Origin of the sequence: Pimelobacter simplex (assembly GCF_024662235.1) — a bacterium.
GTDB lineage: Bacteria > Actinomycetota > Actinomycetes > Propionibacteriales > Nocardioidaceae > Nocardioides.
In genome coordinates, this window is sequence record NZ_CP096276.1 from 740,471 (window position 1) to 757,893 (window position 17,423).

Consider the following 17,423-nt stretch of genomic DNA (forward strand, 5'->3'; position numbering starts at 1 on the left):
TCATGTTCATCTCTCAACACCTCGGTCCGGAGACCGGAGCGCTCCGGTCACAGGACGAGGGGCCGGGAGCGGCCCCTCGTGGAGTACCTGTCGCGAGAGGGCCCGGGCGTTACATCGCCCGGAAAGTATTTCTCGGGCTCAGCCTGGGGTGTTGACCATGAAGGTCGCCGCGTGGGTCACGTAGTCCCAGAACCGGGCGTCCTGCTCGGGGGTCAGCGCGACGCTGTCGAGGCCGGCCCGGAAGTGGGTCAGCCAGCGGTCACGGGCGTCGGCGTCGACGGCGAAGGGCGCGTGGCGCATCCGCAGCCGCGGGTGCCCGCGGTGCTCGGAGTACGTCGTGGGCCCGCCCCAGTACTGGACCAGGAAGAGCAGGAAGCGCTCCTCGGCCGGGCCGAGGTCGGCCTCGGGGTACATCGGGCGGAGCACCTCGTCGGCCGCCACGCCCTCGTAGAACTTCGCCACGATCCGGCGGAAGGTCTCGAACCCGCCGATCTCGTCGTAGAAGCTCGTCTCGTCACTCACCCGACCATCATCCCTCGTCGCCCGCGGCGGCCGGCGCGGGCCCCTGCTCGCCGCCGGCACGGCGGTCCTCGCGGTGCCAGACGACCCGCTGGGCGAACGGGATCTCGATGCCCTCGTGGTCGAAGCGGGCCTTGATCCGCTGGCGCAGCGCCCGGGCGACCGCCCACTGCTCGAGCGGCGCGGTCTTGACCATCACCCGGATGGTCACCGCGTCGGGCGCCAGCATCTCGACGCCGGTCACCTCGGGCTCCTCGATGATGACGTGGTTGAACTCGTCGTCCTGCCACAGGTCGTGGGCGACGTCGCGCAGCACCCGCTGGACCCGGGCGAGGTCCTCGCTGTAGCCGACGCTGACGTCGACGACCGCGCGCGACCAGTTCTGGCTCTTGTTGCCGACCCGCAGGATCTCGCCGTTGGGGACGTACCAGACGGTGCCGTTGATGTCGCGCAGCCGGGTCATCCGCAGGGTGACCAGCTCGATGGTGCCGTTGGCCTCGCCGAGGTCGACGACGTCGCCGACGCCGTACTGGTCCTCGATGAAGATGAAGATGCCGGCCAGGAAGTCCTTGACCAGCGACTGGGCGCCGAAGCCGAGCGCGATGCCGATGATGCCGGCGCTGGCGATGATGGGCGCGATGTCGACCCCGAGCTCGCTGAGCACCATCGTCCCGGCGATGGCCACCACGACGAAGGTGATGATGCTCTTGAGGACGCCGGCCATGGTCGCGGCGCGCTGCTTGCGCCGGGCGGCGACGGCGTTCTCGACCCGCTCGGGCAGGACGCCGCGCTCGGCGCGCCGGGCGATCCGGTCGACCACGCGGTGCAGCATCCAGCGGGCGACGAGGCCGAGCAGGACCAGGCCGATGATGGCCAGCGGCTTGCCGATCAGGACGTCGGACCACTCGGCCAGGCGGCGGTTGCCGGTCACGTCCCAGGCCAGGTCGCACACGGTCTCGCCGTCGGCGCAGGGGCTGGTCGGAGCAGCGGTCGACAGGGCGGAGACGAGCATCCGCTCAGTGTCCCAAATGGGCGGTGAACGCGCTGGGGTGGCACCACCGCGCCACGCGGGGCGCGGAGCCGATATCCTCAGGCCCGTGACCAGCACTGCCGTACGTCGCCTCCTCACCGCCTGCACCCTCGTCGGAGTGAGTGCCTTCCTCGTCGTCGGCGGCGCGGGTGCCGCCTCGGCCGACACGCCCGTGCCGCGGCCGGGCAGCTGGGAGCCCAAGCCCGACATCGACGTGCTCCACGCGTTCTTGATCCTCGGCGGCATCCCGCTGCTGGTCTTCGTGGTGATCACGCTGCTCTACGTCGCCCCGGCGCTCGCCCGTGGCGAGAACCTCGGCGTCAACGCGCTCGAGCCCGAGAGCCAGTGGCTCGGCGGCCCGCGGAAGGCGGCCGGTGAGCTCGCCGAGCCGGACTCCGAGGACTCCAAGGCCGGCGGCGCCGGCGGCACCTGGTAGTCCGCGCCATGCCCACCACGGCCCTCAGCGCCGCCGAGCGCGCTGCCCTCGACGTCACGATCCGCACCGCCGAGCAGCTGTGCCGGGCCGAGATCTCGGTCTTCGTCGGCGCCGCCTCCGGCGACCCGCGCGACTTCGCGACCAGCCTGCACAACACGCTGGTGCTGCCCACCCGCAGCATCCTGATCATGGTCGACCCCGACCGCCGGGTGGTCGAGATCGTCACCGGCGGGCACACCCGTCAGCTGCTCACCGACGAGGAGTCGGCGCGCGCGGTGACCGCGATGACCGAGCGGTTCGCGACCGGCGACCTGGCCGGCGGGCTGACCCGCGGCATCGAACTCCTCGGCGAGCTCGCCAAGGACTGAGCACCTCCGCACGCAGCACGGCCCGGCACCCCGAGGGGTGCCGGGCCGTGCTGCGTCTGGCCGAGGGTCAGCGGGCGGCGTCGGTGGCCTGGGCGGCCAGCGCCCGGGCCACGTCGGCACGGCCCTCGCGCACGTAGCGCAGCGCGCCCGGGTTGACGCTGTCGCCGGTGCCGGCGAGCCAGGCGTCGACGGCGTCGAGCGTGGCCGGGATGGCGATCAGGCGCGGGAAGATGTGCTCCAGCGCGACCGAGGCCTTGTGCGAGCCGAGCCGGTCCCAGGCGCCGGCGACCTCGTCGAGGTAGCGGGCGACGTAGGGCGCGAGCACCTCGTCCTGGCCGGACTGCCAGAACGCCAGCACGACGCTGCGCTGGGTCTCGTTGGGCACCGACGGGTCGAGGAGGGCCTGGGTCCAGGCGCGCTCCTTGGCCTCGGCGGTGGGCTGCGCGGCGCGCGCGGCGGCGGACTTCTCCTGGCCGGAGATGGTGTTGTCACCGGCCAGCTCGCCGTCGATGCGGGCGTCGTCGGCCTTGCCGACCCGGGCGAGCTGGGTGAGCAGCGCCCAGCGCAGGTCCTGGTCGACGGCGAGGCCCTCGAAGGTCAGCGAGCCGTCGAGGATCGCCTCGAGGTCGGCGATCGCCGCCTCGCTCGACGCGGCCGCGGCGTAGGACCGGGCGAACGTGAGCTGGTGGTCGGTGCCCGGCTCGGCGGCCGCGAGCAGGCCGCGCAGGCCCTGCTCCCACCGCGCCGCGAGCTCGGTACGACGGGCCGGGTCGCTGTAGAGCGCGACGGCCTGGGCGGCGTAGACGGGGATCCGGCTCACGCCCCACGCGTCGGTCTCGCGGCCGATGTTGCCGAGCACCAGCTCGACGAAGTCGGTCGCGGCGAGCTCGGCGTCGCGGGTCATGTCCCACGCCGCGCTCCAGACCAGGGCCCGCGCGAGCGAGTCGTCGAGGTCGGACAGGCGCGCGACGGCCGTCGCCCGGGAGCGCTCGTCGAGGCGGATCTTGGCGAAGGCCAGGTCCTGGTCGTTGAGCAGCAGCAGCTCGGGCTGGGCCTTGCCGACCAGCTCGGCGAGCTCGGTACGGGCGCCCTCGACGTCGACCTCGACGTAGTCGGTGCGCACGAGGCGACCCTCGGGCGAGCTGTTGTAGAAGCCGATGCCGACCCGGTGCCGGCGCAGCGTCGGGTGGTCCTGGGGCGCGCTCTGGTTGACCGCGAACGCGGCGTAGGTGCCGTCGGCGGCCAGCTCGAAGGCGGGGGAGAGGGTGTTGGTGCCCGCGGTCTGGAGCCACTCCTGGGCCCAGCCGGTGAGCTCGCGGCCCGAGGCCTTCTCGAGCGCGGTCAGCAGGTCGGAGAACTCCGTGTTGCCGAACGCGTGGTCGTGGAAGTACTGCTTGAGCCCGGCCAGGAACGGGTCGAGACCGACCCAGGCGACGAGCTGCTTGAGCACCGCCGCGCCCTTGGCGTAGGTGATCATGTCGAAGTTGACCTCGACCGCGTGGAGGTCGACGTTGTCGGCCGCGATCGGGTGCGTCGAGGGCAGCGAGTCGGCGCGGTAGCCGGTCTGCTTGCGGGCGTTGGTGAAGCCGGTCCAGGCGTCGTCGTAGGACGTCGCCATGGCCTCGGCGTGGTAGCAGGCCCACTCGGCGAACGACTCGTTGAGCCAGAGGTCGTCCCACCACTTCATGGTGACCAGGTCGCCGAACCACATGTGCGCCATCTCGTGCAGGATCACCGAGGCGCGGAACTCGTAGAACGAGCGCGGCTGGCGCGAGCGGGGGAGGTACTCGTCGCGCAGGGTCACCGCGCCGGCGTTCTCCATCGCGCCCATGTTGTACTCCGGCACGTAGAGCTGGTCGTACTTGCCGAACGGGTAGGGGTAGCCGAACGCCTCCTCGAAGAAGGCGAAGCCCTGCTTGGTCAGGGTGACGATCTCGTCGCGGTCGCGCTCGAGGTACTCCTTGAGCGACTGCCGGCTGTAGTGGCCGAGCGGGATCGTGCCGTGGGCGCCCTCATAGACGTCCTGGACCTCGTAGTAGTCACCGGCGACGATCGCGGTGATGTAGGTCGACATCGGCTGGGTGGCCGGGAAGCTCCAGAGCGCCACGCCGTCGCGGACCGGGGCCGGCTCGGGGGTGGCCGCGTTGGAGACGACCTTCCAGTGCGCCGGGGCGGTCACGTTGAAGGTGAACGGCGCCTTGAGGTCGGGCTGCTCGAAGGTGGTGAACACGCGGCGGGCGTCGGGGACCTCGAACTGCGAGTAGAGGTAGACATTGCCGTCGGCCGGGTCGACGAAGTGGTGCAGGCCCTCGCCGGTGTGGGAGTACGTGCAGTCGGCCTTGACCACGAGCACGTTCTCGGCCTGCAGGTCGGGCAGCGCGATCCGGCTGTCGGCGTACGCCGTGGCCGGGTCGAGCGCGGTGCCGTTGAGGGTGATCTCGTGGATCGTCGCGTCGACCAGGTCGGCGAAGGTGGCCGATCCGGGCTGGCGCGCGGTGAACGTCAGCGTGGTGGTGGACCCGAAGGTCTCCACGCCGTCCTCCGTCGCACGGGACAGGTCGAGATCGATGACATAGGACGTCACGTCGACGAGCGCAGCGCGGGTAGCCGCCTCGTCGCGGGTGAGGTTGGTGCCGGGCATGACAGCCATCCTTGCACCCGCTCCGAGTTGTCAGACAATCGGGGACAAAAGTGCGAACTACAACGGTGTAATTCACTTTTGTCAACGCGACACGCCTGTGAATGGTGAGATTTCGGGGGTTTTTGTTGCGTTCTGGGGTGCTTGTGCCCGAAGGTGTTCGACATGCGCTTGCGGGGACCTGGGCACAGATCGGTCGCGCGCTGGGGGACCGGAGTCCTGGCCAGCGCGCTCGTGGCGACCTTCGTGGTCCTCGCCGGACCGTCCGCGGAGCACTCCGGACGGGTGGTGCCGAGCGCGGCGACGACCTACCTGTGCACGGGCTACGCGGCCTGCAACAAGGCCGGCTACTCCGACAGCGGCTACGGCGCGGCGAACGGCAAGATGTACTGGAACATGTACTCGGGCCACAACTGCACCAACTACGTGGCCTACCGGATGATCAAGGCCGGGGGACCGGCCACCCGCCCGTGGTCGGGCGGCGGCAACGCCAGTGAATGGGGCAAGTTCCTCTCGAGCATGACCGACCAGGTGCCCAACGTCGGCGCGGTCGCCTGGTGGGGGCGCTACTCCAACGGCAGCGGCTCGGCCGGCCACGTCGCCTACGTCGAGCGGGTCGTCTCGGCGACCGAGATCATCATCTCCGAGGACAGCTGGGGCGGCACCTTCCACTGGCGCTCGATCACCAAGTCGAGCGGCCGCTGGCCGACCGGCTTCATCCACATCGTCGACAAGAAGGTCGGCGCCACCGCGCGCCCCGTCGTCACCGGTACGCCGAAGGTCGGCGTCGCGCTCAAGACCACCGCGGGCACCTGGTCCGGCTCGCCGACCGGCTACGCCTACCAGTGGCTGGCCGACGGCGCCGCGATCGCCGGGGCCACCGCGGCGACCTACACGCCGACGGCGGCCGTGGTCGGCAAGAAGATCACGGCCCGGGTGACCGCCAGCAAGAAGGGCGCCACCAGCGGGGTGCAGGACTCCGTGGCCACCGGTGCGGTCGCCGAGGGCGACTTCGCCCAGCGTGCCGCGCCGGTCGTGACCGGCACGCTGCTGCTCGACAACGTGATCACCGCGAGCGCGGGCACCTGGGCGCCGGTGCCGAGCACCACCGTGTGGCGCTGGTTCGCCGACGGCGTGCGGGTCCCCGACAACACCACGGCCCGGCTGCCGCTGACCGCGGCCCTGGTCGGCAAGAAGATCAGCGTCAAGGTCGTCGCCAAGCAGGCCGGCTACGCCAACATGGTCTCGGCGGCCTACCCGGTGGGCCAGGTGCTGGCCGGCGTCATCCAGCCGACCACGCCCGCAGCCGTCACCGGCCGCCCGGCGCTGGGCCAGGTGCTCACCGTGACGCCCGGGACGCTGACCCCGACCGGCACGGCCGTGACCTACCAGTGGGTGCGCGACGGGGTGCCGATCGCCGGCGCGACCGGCGCGGCGTACCGGCTCACCGCGGCCGACGTCGGGCGCCGGGTCACCGCCGAGATGACCGCCACCCGGGCGCAGTACCTGCCCTTCCACACGACCCTGCCGGCCTCGACCCCGGTGACCTCGCCGGCGATCTTCCGGCTCAAGACCCGCTCCGAGCGCGGCCGCGCGATCGTCCGGGTCCGGGTGCTCGCGACGGGCGTCAGCCCGGTCCCGGGCCAGGCGCTCATCAAGATCGGGCGCTGGTCCCAGACGGTCCGGCTCGACGCCAACGGCGTGGCCCGGGTGGTCGCCAAGCTGCCCAAGGGCACCAAGGCGGTCCGGGTGCGCTACCTCGGCTCGACGGTGGTTCCCGCGGCGCGGGTGACCGGGTCGGTCCAGGTCCGCTGAGGAATGTTCACCTCCGCGCGGGAATGCGCGGAGGGGAGCCGGAGGTTTGGTGGAGCATGGCTGACACTTCCGAGCGCAACCGCGCCGACGTCTGGTTCGACCCGCTGTGCCCCTTCGCCTGGATCACCTCGCGGTGGATCCTCGAGGTCGAGAAGGTCCGCCCGGTCGAGGTCTCCTGGCACGTGATGAGCCTGGCCTACCTCAACCAGGACAAGGACATCCCCCAGGAGTACCGCGACCTCCTCGCGCCTGCCTGGGGCCCGGTCCGGGTGCTCATCGCCGCCCAGGAGCGCTACGGCGACAAGGTGCTCCGCCCGATGTACGACGCCTTCGGCCAGCGCATCCACCTCGACGGCCGCCGCCTCGACCACGAGCCCGACGGGGGCCTCGGCCTCATCGCCGAGGTGCTCGCCGAGGTCGGTCTCGACGCCGGCCTGATCGAGGCCGCGGGCGACGCGTCGTACGACGAGGCGGTGGCGCGCTCGCACCACGAGGGCATGGACGCGGTCGGCAACGACGTCGGCACGCCGACGATCCACGTCAACGGCACCGCCTTCTTTGGCCCGGTGCTGACCCGGATCCCGCGGGGCGAGGACGCCGGGAAGCTCTGGGACGGCACCGTGGCCGTCGCCGCGTTCCCGTACTTCTCCGAGCTCAAGCGCGCGCGCAACGGCGACCTGGACTTCAGCTGAGCCTGGTACCCCTGTGACTGGTGTGACGGGTGTGATTTAGTCCCGGCGATCGGCGACACGCGGAGCGAGGACTCGCGCAGCGGCCTCCGATGACGCATGCTCGATGGTCATGAGCTTCTCGGACTCGTCCTTCCGCCGTCGTGACCTGGCCGGGCTGGCCGCCGCGGTGGCCGCCGTCCCGGTGGTCGCGCTCGCCTCGGGCGCCGCGCCCGCGGGTGCGGCGCCCGCACCCGCCACCACCGGTCCGCGGGTCCGGCTGCGCGCCGAGGGCACCGACAGCCCGGTCTCCGCGGTCGACGTCCCGCTGGCGATCGGCGCCGGCGGTCTGGCCCGCGCCGGGGGACCGGCGCGCACCGCCGCCCCCTCGACACCGACCGCTTCGCGCTGCTCGGCGTGACCTGGCGCGACGGACGCGGCGCGGTCCGGGTGCGGGCCCGGGTGCGCGCGGCCGGCGGCGCCTGGAGCGCCTGGCGCCGGCTGCCCGTGCTGCACGACCGGCCGGACCCGGCCACCGCCGAGGGCCGGGCCACCCCGTCGGCCACCGAGCCGGTCTGGGTCGGCCCGAGCGACGGCGTCCAGGTCGAGGTCGACGGCGCGATCGTGCAGCCGGTGCTCACCCTGATCGACCCCGGCGTCCGCAGCGCCGACAGCACGGTCACGCCCACCCGGGCACCCGCCGCCTCCGACGCGGCCGTCACCGCCCGCACCGGCGCGAAGCCCAAGAAGAAGGCCCCGAACCGGCAGCCGGCGTTCTACTCCCGCGCCCAGTGGGGCGCCGACCCGACCTGGGCGAGCGGCCGGCCGGTGCAGGTCCGCACGGTCAAGCAGGTCCACGTCCACCACACCGCGACCGGCAACGACTACGCGGCCGCCGACGTGCCGGGCATCCTGCGCGGGATCTACCGCTACCACACCAAGTCCCTGGGCTGGTCCGACGTCGGCTACAACTTCTTCGTCGACCGCTTCGGCCGGATCTGGGCCGGGCGCCGGCGTCCCAAGCACGAGACCCAGGGCGCGCACACCCTCGGGTTCAACCACGTCTCGGTGGGCATCGCGGTGCTCGGCAACCACGAGGTGGTCGCGCCCAGCGACGCCGTGATCGCCGGCGTCACCCGGGTCGCGGCGTGGAAGCTGGCCAAGTACCACCGCAACGCCGCCGGCACCATCAAGGTGACCTCCCGCGGCAGCGACAAGTACCGCAAGGGCCGCGCGGTGGTGCTCCCGGTGATCGACGGTCACCGCGACACCAACGACACCGACTGCCCCGGCCGCTACCTGTACGCCGAGCTGCCGCGGATCCGCGCCCGGACCGCCCGCCGGATCCGCCGCTTCAACGCGTAGGGGTCGACCCTAGGATTCAGGACATGACGCACGTCCTCTCCGCTGTCGCCTGGCCCTATGCCAACGGTCCCCGCCACATCGGCCACGTGGCCGGGTTCGGGGTGCCGTCCGACGTGTTCAGCAGGTACCAGCGGATGGCGGGCAACGACGTCCTCATGGTGTCGGGCTCCGACGAGCACGGCACGCCGATCCTCATCGCCGCCGACGAGGCCGGGCTGACCCCGCAGGAGCTCGCCGACCAGAACCACCGGCTCATCGTCGAGGACCTGGTCGGGCTCGGCGTCAGCTACGACCTCTACACCCGCACCACGACGCGCAACCACCACGCCGTCGTCCAGGAGCTCTTCCTCGGCGTCTACGAGAACGGCTACTTCGTCGAGCAGACGACCTACGGCGCGATCTCGCCGTCGACCGGGCGCACCCTGCCGGACCGCTACATCGAGGGCACCTGCCCCATCTGCGGCTACGACGGCGCCCGCGGCGACCAGTGCGACAACTGCGGCAACCAGCTCGACCCCCACGACCTGATCGACCCGCGCTCCAAGATCAACGGCGAGAAGCCGGAGTTCATCGAGACCCAGCACTTCTTCCTCGACCTGCCGGCGCTGGCCGAGGCGCTCACCGAGTGGCTCGACGGGCGCGAGGCGACCGGCCTGTGGCGGCCCAACGTCATCCGGTTCTCCAAGAACATCCTCAAGGAGATCCGCCCCCGCGCGATGACGCGCGACATCGACTGGGGCATCGCCGTGCCGCTCGACGGCTGGCGCGAGAACCCGACCAAGAAGCTCTACGTCTGGTTCGACGCGGTGATCGGCTACCTCTCGGCGTCCATCGAGTGGGCCCGGCGTACCGGCGACGCCGAGGCGTGGCGCGCGTGGTGGAACGACCCCGAGGCGCTGTCCTACTACTTCATGGGCAAGGACAACATCACCTTCCACTCCCAGATCTGGCCGGCCGAGCTCCTCGCCTACGCCGGCAAGGGCGACAAGGGCGGCGAGCCCCGCGAGTACGGCGTGCTCAACCTGCCGACCGAGGTCGTCTCCTCGGAGTTCCTCACGATGGAGGGCAAGAAGTTCTCCTCGTCCAAGAAGATCGTCATCTACGTGCGCGACCTGCTCGCGCGCTACCAGCCCGACGCCTTCCGCTACTTCGTCGCCTCGGCGGGCCCCGAGAACCAGGACTCCGACTTCACCTGGGCCGAGTTCGTGCGCCGTACCAACGACGAGCTCGTCGCCGGCTGGGGCAACCTGGTCAACCGGACGGCCACGCTGATCGCCAAGAACTTCGGCGAGCTGCCGGCCGCCGGTGAGCTGAGCGCCGCGGACAAGGCCGTGCTCGACACCGTCGAGGGTGCCTTCACCTCGGTCGGCGAGCTGATCGGCAAGCACCGCCAGAAGCAGGCGATCGGCGAGGCGATGCGAGCCGTCGCCGAGGTCAACAAGTACGTCTCGGACTCCGAGCCCTGGAAGCTCAAGGACGAGGCGCAGCGCGAGCGGCTCGGCACGATCCTGCACGTGATGGCCCAGTGCGTCGCCGACCTCAACCTGGTGCTCAGCCCGTTCCTGCCGTTCTCGGCCAACGAGGTCGACAAGGCGCTCGGCGGCTCCGGCGCGATCGCGCCGATGCCGCGGATCGAGGAGGTCAGCGACCTCGACGACACCACGCGCGGCTACCCGATCATCACCGGCGACTACACCGGCTTCCCGGCCTGGCGCCGCCGGCCGATCGAGGTCGGCCGTGCGGTCGCCAAGCCGAGCCCGGTCTTCGTCAAGCTCGACCCGTCGGTGATCGACGAGGAGCTCGCCCGCCTGGGCGCCTGATCCGGTCGTGCTCGTGACGCCGCTGGTCGACCTCGGCACGCGCAAGTTCTGGCGCGCGCTCGGGCGGCCGATCGACGTGGCCGGCGAGCACGCCTGGCTGCGGGCCCCGACCAGCGACTCGGCCGTGGTCCGCGACGGCTGGTTGGCGGCCGAGGCGGCCCTACACGGCGGCACGGTCGACGACGCGACGCCCGGTGCGGGCCTGCTCGCCTCGCTCGACGAGCTCGGCGGACCCGGCTTCCGCGCGCGCGACGTGGCGCCGCAGGTGCGCGACTTCTACGAGCACACCTCCGACTGGCGGGTCGAGGTGTGGAGCGGCTGGTCGCCGTGGGCCTGGCCGGGCGGTGAGCTGGTCTCGCGCGTCTTCGGCAAACGCATCGAGCAGCTCGCGCTGCCCATGCGCCCGCTCGACGTGGCCCAGGGGATGGACAGCCGGGTGTCGGTGATCCGGGATGCCGCCGGGCACCAGGTCGGCGCCGGCTGGCTGCGCACCCTGCGGGCCACGGGGGACTACGTGTTCAGCGGGTGCTACGCGACGCGGCGGCTGCCGGACGCCGTACGGGCGTCGGTGCACGTGGCCTTCCCGCTGGAGTCGGGCAACCTCCAGGTCTTCCTGCGCCCCGAGGTGCTGCCCGACGGCTCCTTCCGGCTCGTCTCGCCCTCGGGCCGGTTCGGCGACGACGGCGCTTATGTCGTGGCGGCCGACGGCGGCGCGACCTACGCTGCCCGGGTGCCGGTGCACGAGACCTTCCACCTCTACGTCGACGACCGCGATGTGCTGCGGACCGACCACGTGCTGCGGCTGTGGGGAGCGACGGCGATGAGGCTGCACTACAAGCTGGAGCGCGACCGATGACCGAGTCCCACGACGTCTGGTTCACCGACGACCCCGCCGCCTTCCTCGCGGTCGCCGGCGATCGGCTGGCCGAGGACCCGGTGACCGCGACGGTGGTCACCTCCACCGCCGACCGCTTCGCCGCGCACGGGCCGCCGGCCGGCGTACCGCACGCGTGGTTCGCGGTCGTGCGCGACGGTGCGGGGGAGATCGCCGGGCTGGCGATGCGGACCGCACCGTTCGCGCCCTACCCGGTCTACCTGCTGGCGATGCCCGACGACGCGGTCCGCGCGCTCGCCGCCGCGGTGCTCGCGCGCGGCGAGGAGGTCGGCGGGGTGACCGGGCTGCGGCCGGCCGCCGACGTGTTCGCGGCGGCGGTCGCCGAGGCGACCGGAGGCGCTGTCGAGGTGCACGTGCACTTCCGGCTGTTCGAGCTCGGCACGCTCGTCGAGCCGCGCGCCGTCGCCGGCCGCCTGCGCCCGGTGCGCGCCGACGAGGCCGAGCTCGCGCTGGCCTGGATCCACCGGTTCTTCGCCGACGCCGACGAGCAGGCCGGCCGCCCGGCCGGGCACCTCGAGGAGGCGAGTGCCTTCGGGATGGCCGACGTGGAGCGCAAGCTCGCTGAGGGCGTGCTGTGGTTCTGGGTCGACGAGGAGGACCGCCCGGTGCACCTGACCGGCGCCAACCCGGCGTCGTACGGCGTCGCGCGGGTCGGTCCCGTCTACACGCCCGCCGAGCTGCGCGGTCGCGGCTGGGCCGGCGCCGCGGTGGCCGAGGTGTCCCGCCTGCTGCGCTCGGGCGGGGACCGGGTCACGCTGTTCACCGACCAGGCCAACCCGACCTCCAACGCGCTCTACCTGGCGCTGGGCTACGAGCCGGTGGCCGACACCGTCCAGCTCGTCGTCCGCTGAGCGGGGCTCAGCCGGGACCGTCGAGCCACGAGCGCATGTAGGCGCGGTCGGCCTCGGGTGCCCCGGCGACGAGCTCCTCGGCGGCGCCGCGGTGGATCGTCGCGGCCGCGTGGTCGCCCCGGGCCGCGGCCGTGTCCGCCAGTCCGCGCAGCGCCCGGACCTGCTCGGGCAGCAGCCCGGCCCGGGTCGCCAGGCCGACGGCGGTCTCGAAGCGGGCCCGGGCCGCGTCGTGCTCACCGAGCGCGAGCCGGGTGCCGCCGAGCCCGCAGTGGGCCGAGGCCTCGAGCACCGGGTCGGCGACCTGGCGGGCGATGGTGAGCGCGGCCTCGTGGTGCTCCTGGCTCTCCTCCGCCCGGCCGAGCGCGGTGAGCGCCCGCCCCCAGGCGGTCAGGCCGTAGCCGCGGACCGGGGTGAGGCCGAGCTCGCCGGCCAGGCCGACGCCCTCCTCGGCGGAGCCGAGCGCGGCGGCCGGGTCGCCGAGGGTGAGCTGGAGGACGGCGGAGTTGACCAGGCTCTGCGCCCGCGGCGCCGTGGCGCCGGCCCGGACGGCGACCTCCTGGGCCCGCTGGTGGTAGGTCAGTGCCTCGGCGAGGTGACCGAGCCGGTGCTCGACGATGGCGACGTTGTCGAGCGAGAGTGCCTGGCCGACGAGATCGCCGGTCTGCGCGGCGAGGTCGGCGCAGCGCCGGAAGCGGGCGGCCGCCTCGTCCGGGCGGCCCTGCTGGGCGGCGACGATGGCGAGGGCGTTGAGCGCCTCGCGCGCCTCGGTCGGGAAGCCGGCCTCCTCGAGCCCGGCATGGACCGCGCCCAGGTGCTCGCCGGCGGCGTCCAGGTCGCCCAGCCGGACCAGCGTCCGGCCCAGGTCGAGCCGGGCGCGGAGCACGGCGTCCGGGCGCTCGGCGGCGCGGGCCACGGCCCAGGCGCGCTCGTGCAGGATCCGGGCGTCGCCGTACCGGCCCCACTGGTCGAGGCGCGACGCCACCGCGCGGGCCAGGTCGGGCAGCGCATCGGTCAGCGGGCCGTCGGCGAGACCGGCGAGCAGGACGAGCGTGTCGGCCTCGCGCTCCACCCGCCGGCGGGCCTCGTCGGCGTCGAGATGGGGCAGCGCGAGCCCGGCCGGCGGCGGGCGGCCGTTGCCCGAGCGCAGGTGCACGTGGTCGGCCCAGGCCAGGGCGAGCAGGTGGTGGGCGAGGCGGTGCTGGGCGTCGGCGCGCTCGACCGGGCGGTCCTCGTCCTGGGAGCGGTCGAGCGCGAACGTGCGCACCAGCGGGTGCATCCGCAGCCGGTACGGCGCCGCGCGCTGGAGCAGGTGGTGGCGCCACAGCTCGGCGAGCGCGGCGGCGCTCTGGTCCGGCGGCGCGTCGGCGACGGCCGCGACCGCGGTCTCGTCGAGGTGCTCGACGGGCGGCGCCGAGAGCAGCCGCAGGAGGCGCTGGGCGGCGGGGCTCAGCACGCCGTAGGTCGCCGCGAGGGTCGTGGCGACGGCGTCGTCGACGCGCAGGCTGCGCCGGCGGGCGTCGGCGACCGCGACCAGGTCGGCCAGCGACCAGTCGCTGCGGGCGGCGACCCGGGTGGCGACCAGCGAGACCGCGAGCGGGAGGTGGCCGGTCGCCTCGGCGAGCGCGGCCGCGGCCGCGGGCTCGGCGGCGACCCGGTCGGTCCCGGCGATCGCTCCCAGCAGCCGGACCGACTCGGCCGCCGAGAACGAGCCGACCGTGACCGCCGCGGCACCGTCGAGGCGCAGCGCGCGCCGGCTGGTCACCAGGAGGACGCTCGGCCCGGACCGCACCAGGAGCGGGCGCACCTGGTCCTCGCTCGCCGCGTCGTCGAGGACGACGACCCGGGGCAGCTCGCGCAGCAGCGTCGCGTAGCGCTGGCGACGGGCGGCGACCGCGGCCGGGGCGTTGCCGTCGTCCGCCGCGCGGACCGCGGCGCTCAGGGCCGCCTCGGCCTCGACCGGCGGCAAGGTGTCGTGGAAGCCGCGCAGGTCGACCTCGAGCCGCTCGCTCACCCGCCCCAGCGCGAGGAGCCGCTCCGTGGCCCGGCGGGCAAGCTGGGTCTTGCCGCTGCCGGCCAGGCCGTCGATGACCACGACCCGTGCCCCCGCGGCCACCGCGGCGAGGACGGCGGCGAGCTCGGACCGCTCGATCGAGGGCTCGTCCGGGGGCGGCGGGGTCGCGGTCGCGGTCCCGACCATGCCGGCGTCGCGCCGGTGCTGGGCCGCCCGCGCCCGGCCCCGCCAGTGATCGGCGGTCGCGTCGTCGTACGCGAGGGCGAGGACGATCTCGGCGACCAGGTCGGCGTCGACCCGGCGCCGGCCCGCGCGGAAGCAGTCGTAGACGGTGATCCGGCCGACGTGGCTCTCGGCCTCGGGCACCCCGCGCGAGCGGCGGGCCGCGACGACCCGCTCCGCGACCCGGGCGTACGAGGGGCTGCCGGCGGCGGAGCGGAGGGCGCGCAGCCCGGCCGCGACGTCGTCCAGGCTCTCCGGCACGGGTACGGGCACGGGTCACCAGGTCCAGTGCGCGCCGACGGAGCCCGGACCGAACCCGCGCACGGCGTGGTGCACGCTGGTCACGTCGCTGAGGTCGATCCGGACCGTGCTCGCCGGCCCGCCGAGCTCGGCGCTGTGCAGGGTGCACGCGGCCGGCACCCGGGCGCGGTCGAACCGGACCCACAGCTCGATCTCGCTGGTCCGGCGCGGCGGGCTCAGCACGAACTCGGTGTCGACGGCGGCACCGTCCCCCGGAGCGCGCGGCACCTCGAAGGTCGCCTCCACCACGGTCGCCTCGCCCGGGCCGAGAGGCCGCTCGAGCAGCACCTCCTGGACCGCGAGACCGGCCGCGAGGTCGTCGACCCGCCGGGCCGGGACGGCGCCGTGGAGGCCGGACAGCCGCAGCGGCTCCGGTACCGGCCGGTCGACCAGGAACCACAGCGGGACCCGGGCGACGCCCTCGTCCAGCGCGCGGATGCGCAGTCGCGAGCGGATCGACGCGAAGCAGCCGCGGTCGTCGAGGTCGACGGTGAACGACGCCGCCTCGTCGAGGGTCCGCGAGGGCGCGTCCGCGAGGTCCAGCGCGTCGAGGGCCCGGGCGAGGGCGTCGGTACCGCTGCTGTCGACGATCTCGCCCACCTGGGCGGTGCGTGCCGGGACCCCGGGCCGGCGGGAGGGACCGATCCGGTCGCCCAGCGTCCCCGGCGCCAGGGCGAGCAGCTCCTCGATCACACCGATCGCCTCGGCCGAGGCCGCGCCCTCGGGCCGCCGCTCGCCGGAGCGCCAGTAGCTCAGCGCGGACAGGCTGACCCGGACCCCGCGGTCGTGCAGCCGCTCGCGCAGCCAGGTCAGCGAGCGTCCCTGGTCGCGCAGGGCCGCGGCGAGCAGGTCGGCCATCTCGTCACCGGGAGCGACCCGGGACCGTGGCCGGTGGGACGTCATACCGCCCATGACTACCACGTGCTCCGAGCGGTCCACCGGTTCACGGTTCTCGTCCTGCGGTGTGTGGAGGCGCGCCGACTAGCGTCGCCGAGGACGTGTTCGGGAACCGTCGGGATCGCGGTGCCCGGTGCCGCGCCGGGGTCAGGCTCGGGCCGAGCCACCGGTGCCGTGCCGGGCGGCCGCGGAGGACGAGGAGTGGTGGCAGGTGCGCAGGAGCGTGGGAGCGATGGCGGCCGGGGTGCTGCTGGCCGGGGTGCTGACCGGGGCGGACCCGGCGGGCGCGGCGGGCGCGGACGGGCCGAGCGCGGGTGGGCCCGCCGAGCGGGCCGCCGTACCGACCCGGGGGCCGAGCATCGCCACCTACCCCGTGCCGACGGCCGGCGCCGGTCTCGACTCGATCGTGCGCGGCCCGGACGGCAACCTGTGGGTGAGCGAGGCGAAGGGCTGGAAGCTGGCCCGGGTCACCGCGCGCGGCGCGATCACCGAGTTCCCGGTGCCGGTCACGAGCTCGGGCAGCGGCCCGACCGGGCTCGCCTCCGGGGCCGACGGCTACCTGTGGTTCCTCTCCGACAGCCGGGCCAAGGTCCAGCGCGCGACCACCTCCGGCGCGGTCGAGAGCATGGGCACCAACGCCAGCGGCCGGATCTTCGACGAGATCGTCGCGGGCCGGACCCGGGGCGTGTGGATGACCGAGACCGGTGGCGCCGGCGGCGACAAGGTCTACCGGCTGCTGGGCAAGACGCCCGACGGCAGCGCGCTCGAGGGCTGGAGCGCCCCGGGGTCCTACCTCGCGCCGTCGCCGGTGGCGCTCGCCCCCGACGGTGCGCTCTGGCACGGTGACGCCGGCGGCTACCTGCGCCGCATCGACGAGGCCGGCAGTGCGACGTCCTTCCCGGTGCGCTGGCCCAACCCGAACATCGACGCCACCTCGCTGGCCTTCGCCCGCGACGGCGGGCTGTGGGCGACGGCCTTCGCGCCGGGCTCACCGATCAGCAGCGCCGAGGGCGGCATGGTCGGCCGCTTCTCCCAGGGCCGGCTGACCTCCTGGACCTTGCCCCAGCTGGCCCGCAACGTGCACCCGATCCCCAGCTCGATGACGCTCGGCCCCGACGGCGCGCTGTGGTGGGCCGAGAAGGAGGGCATCGGCCGGATCACCACCTCCGGCACGATCTCCCGGGTCCGGATCGCGCCCTGGCGCCCGCGCGACATCGCCTTCGGCGCCGACGGCCGGCTGTGGTTCATCGACCAGGGCGCCAACCGGGTCGGCGCGATCACGATCAACGGCAGCCTCTTCCCGCCCCGCAACGTCGCCCGCGCGGTCAAGCTCAGCAGCGCCGGCAAGCGGGTCAAGGGCCGGGTCACCTCGTCGGTCGCCGCCTGCCGTCCGGGCAAGGTCCTCGCCTTCCAGAAGAAGGGCCGCAAGGCCCGCAAGATCGGGGCCGGCCGGGCCAACGCCGCGGGCAAGTTCGCCTTCGGTGTGCGCAAGCGCGGCAGCGGCAAGGTGTACGTCGTGGTCAAGGCCTCCGCACCGTCGAGCTCGGTGCGCTGCCTGGCCGCGCGGTCGCGCCTGCGCTGACCGCGG

General features: G+C 73.8%; 15 protein-coding genes. 10 read left to right on the plus strand and 5 right to left on the minus strand.

Annotation, left to right across the window (positions count from 1 at the left end; translation table 11 throughout):
- Positions 1-138 precede the first annotated feature (138 nt).
- Together M0M48_RS03535 and M0M48_RS03540 are read right to left on the minus strand one after the other, a co-directional pair.
- Positions 139-522 (minus strand): globin, encoded by a 384-nt coding sequence (locus M0M48_RS03535; RefSeq protein ID WP_215816331.1) that lies wholly within the window; start codon positions 520-522, stop codon positions 139-141.
- Positions 523-529: 7 nt separating this feature from the next.
- Positions 530-1,531 carry a mechanosensitive ion channel family protein gene (locus tag M0M48_RS03540; protein ID WP_215816330.1) on the minus strand — a complete coding sequence of 334 codons (1,002 nt, stop codon included), beginning with the start codon at positions 1,529-1,531 and terminating at the stop codon, positions 530-532.
- 85 nt (positions 1,532-1,616) lie between these two features.
- Between M0M48_RS03540 and M0M48_RS03545 the strand changes: the two genes are divergently transcribed.
- Positions 1,617-1,985 carry a hypothetical protein gene (locus M0M48_RS03545; protein WP_215816329.1) on the plus strand — a complete coding sequence of 123 codons (369 nt, stop codon included), beginning with the start codon at positions 1,617-1,619 and terminating at the stop codon, positions 1,983-1,985.
- An 8-nt stretch (positions 1,986-1,993) separates the two neighbouring features.
- Positions 1,994-2,353, plus strand: a complete 360-nt coding sequence (locus tag M0M48_RS03550; protein ID WP_215816328.1) for a TPM domain-containing protein — start codon at positions 1,994-1,996, stop codon at positions 2,351-2,353.
- Positions 2,354-2,420: 67 nt separating this feature from the next.
- Here M0M48_RS03550 and pepN read toward each other — a convergent pair whose 3' ends face one another.
- Entirely contained in the window at positions 2,421-4,994 is a 2,574-nt protein-coding gene (gene pepN / locus M0M48_RS03555) for an aminopeptidase N (RefSeq protein ID WP_257750092.1), read from the minus strand.
- 162 nt (positions 4,995-5,156) lie between these two features.
- On the opposite strand from pepN, the gene M0M48_RS03560 reads away from it, so the two are divergent.
- From M0M48_RS03560 to M0M48_RS03590, 7 genes are all read left to right on the plus strand, one after another.
- Positions 5,157-6,806, plus strand: coding sequence for a CHAP domain-containing protein (locus tag M0M48_RS03560; protein ID WP_257750093.1), 1,650 nt, complete (start codon positions 5,157-5,159; stop codon positions 6,804-6,806).
- Positions 6,807-6,862: 56 nt separating this feature from the next.
- Complete coding sequence (locus M0M48_RS03565) at positions 6,863-7,498, plus strand: DsbA family protein (RefSeq protein WP_215816325.1); 636 nt, start codon at positions 6,863-6,865, stop codon at positions 7,496-7,498.
- A gap of 109 nt (positions 7,499-7,607) precedes the next feature.
- Positions 7,608-7,895, plus strand: coding sequence for a hypothetical protein (locus M0M48_RS03570; protein WP_257759300.1), 288 nt, complete (start codon positions 7,608-7,610; stop codon positions 7,893-7,895).
- Entirely contained in the window at positions 7,892-8,839 is a 948-nt protein-coding gene (locus tag M0M48_RS03575; protein ID WP_257759301.1) for an N-acetylmuramoyl-L-alanine amidase, read from the plus strand. The genes M0M48_RS03570 and M0M48_RS03575 overlap by 4 nt, the downstream gene beginning before the upstream one ends.
- A gap of 23 nt (positions 8,840-8,862) precedes the next feature.
- Positions 8,863-10,659 carry a methionine--tRNA ligase gene (metG, locus tag M0M48_RS03580; RefSeq protein ID WP_257750094.1) on the plus strand — a complete coding sequence of 599 codons (1,797 nt, stop codon included), beginning with the start codon at positions 8,863-8,865 and terminating at the stop codon, positions 10,657-10,659.
- A gap of 13 nt (positions 10,660-10,672) precedes the next feature.
- On the plus strand, positions 10,673-11,515 hold the full coding sequence (locus tag M0M48_RS03585; protein WP_257759302.1) for a hypothetical protein: 843 nt from the start codon (positions 10,673-10,675) through the stop codon (positions 11,513-11,515).
- Positions 11,512-12,405: a GNAT family N-acetyltransferase gene (locus tag M0M48_RS03590; protein ID WP_257750096.1), complete on the plus strand. Its 894-nt coding sequence runs from the start codon at positions 11,512-11,514 to the stop codon at positions 12,403-12,405. The genes M0M48_RS03585 and M0M48_RS03590 overlap by 4 nt, the downstream gene beginning before the upstream one ends.
- Positions 12,406-12,412: 7 nt before the next feature.
- Here M0M48_RS03590 and M0M48_RS03595 read toward each other — a convergent pair whose 3' ends face one another.
- Positions 12,413-14,911, minus strand: a complete 2,499-nt coding sequence (locus M0M48_RS03595) for a tetratricopeptide repeat protein (RefSeq protein ID WP_257750097.1) — start codon at positions 14,909-14,911, stop codon at positions 12,413-12,415.
- A gap of 3 nt (positions 14,912-14,914) precedes the next feature.
- Positions 14,915-15,841 (minus strand): hypothetical protein, encoded by a 927-nt coding sequence (locus M0M48_RS03600; RefSeq protein ID WP_257759303.1) that lies wholly within the window; start codon positions 15,839-15,841, stop codon positions 14,915-14,917.
- 205 nt (positions 15,842-16,046) lie between these two features.
- On the opposite strand from M0M48_RS03600, the gene M0M48_RS03605 reads away from it, so the two are divergent.
- Positions 16,047-17,417, plus strand: coding sequence for a Vgb family protein (locus tag M0M48_RS03605; RefSeq protein ID WP_257750099.1), 1,371 nt, complete (start codon positions 16,047-16,049; stop codon positions 17,415-17,417).
- Positions 17,418-17,423: the final 6 nt, after the last annotated feature.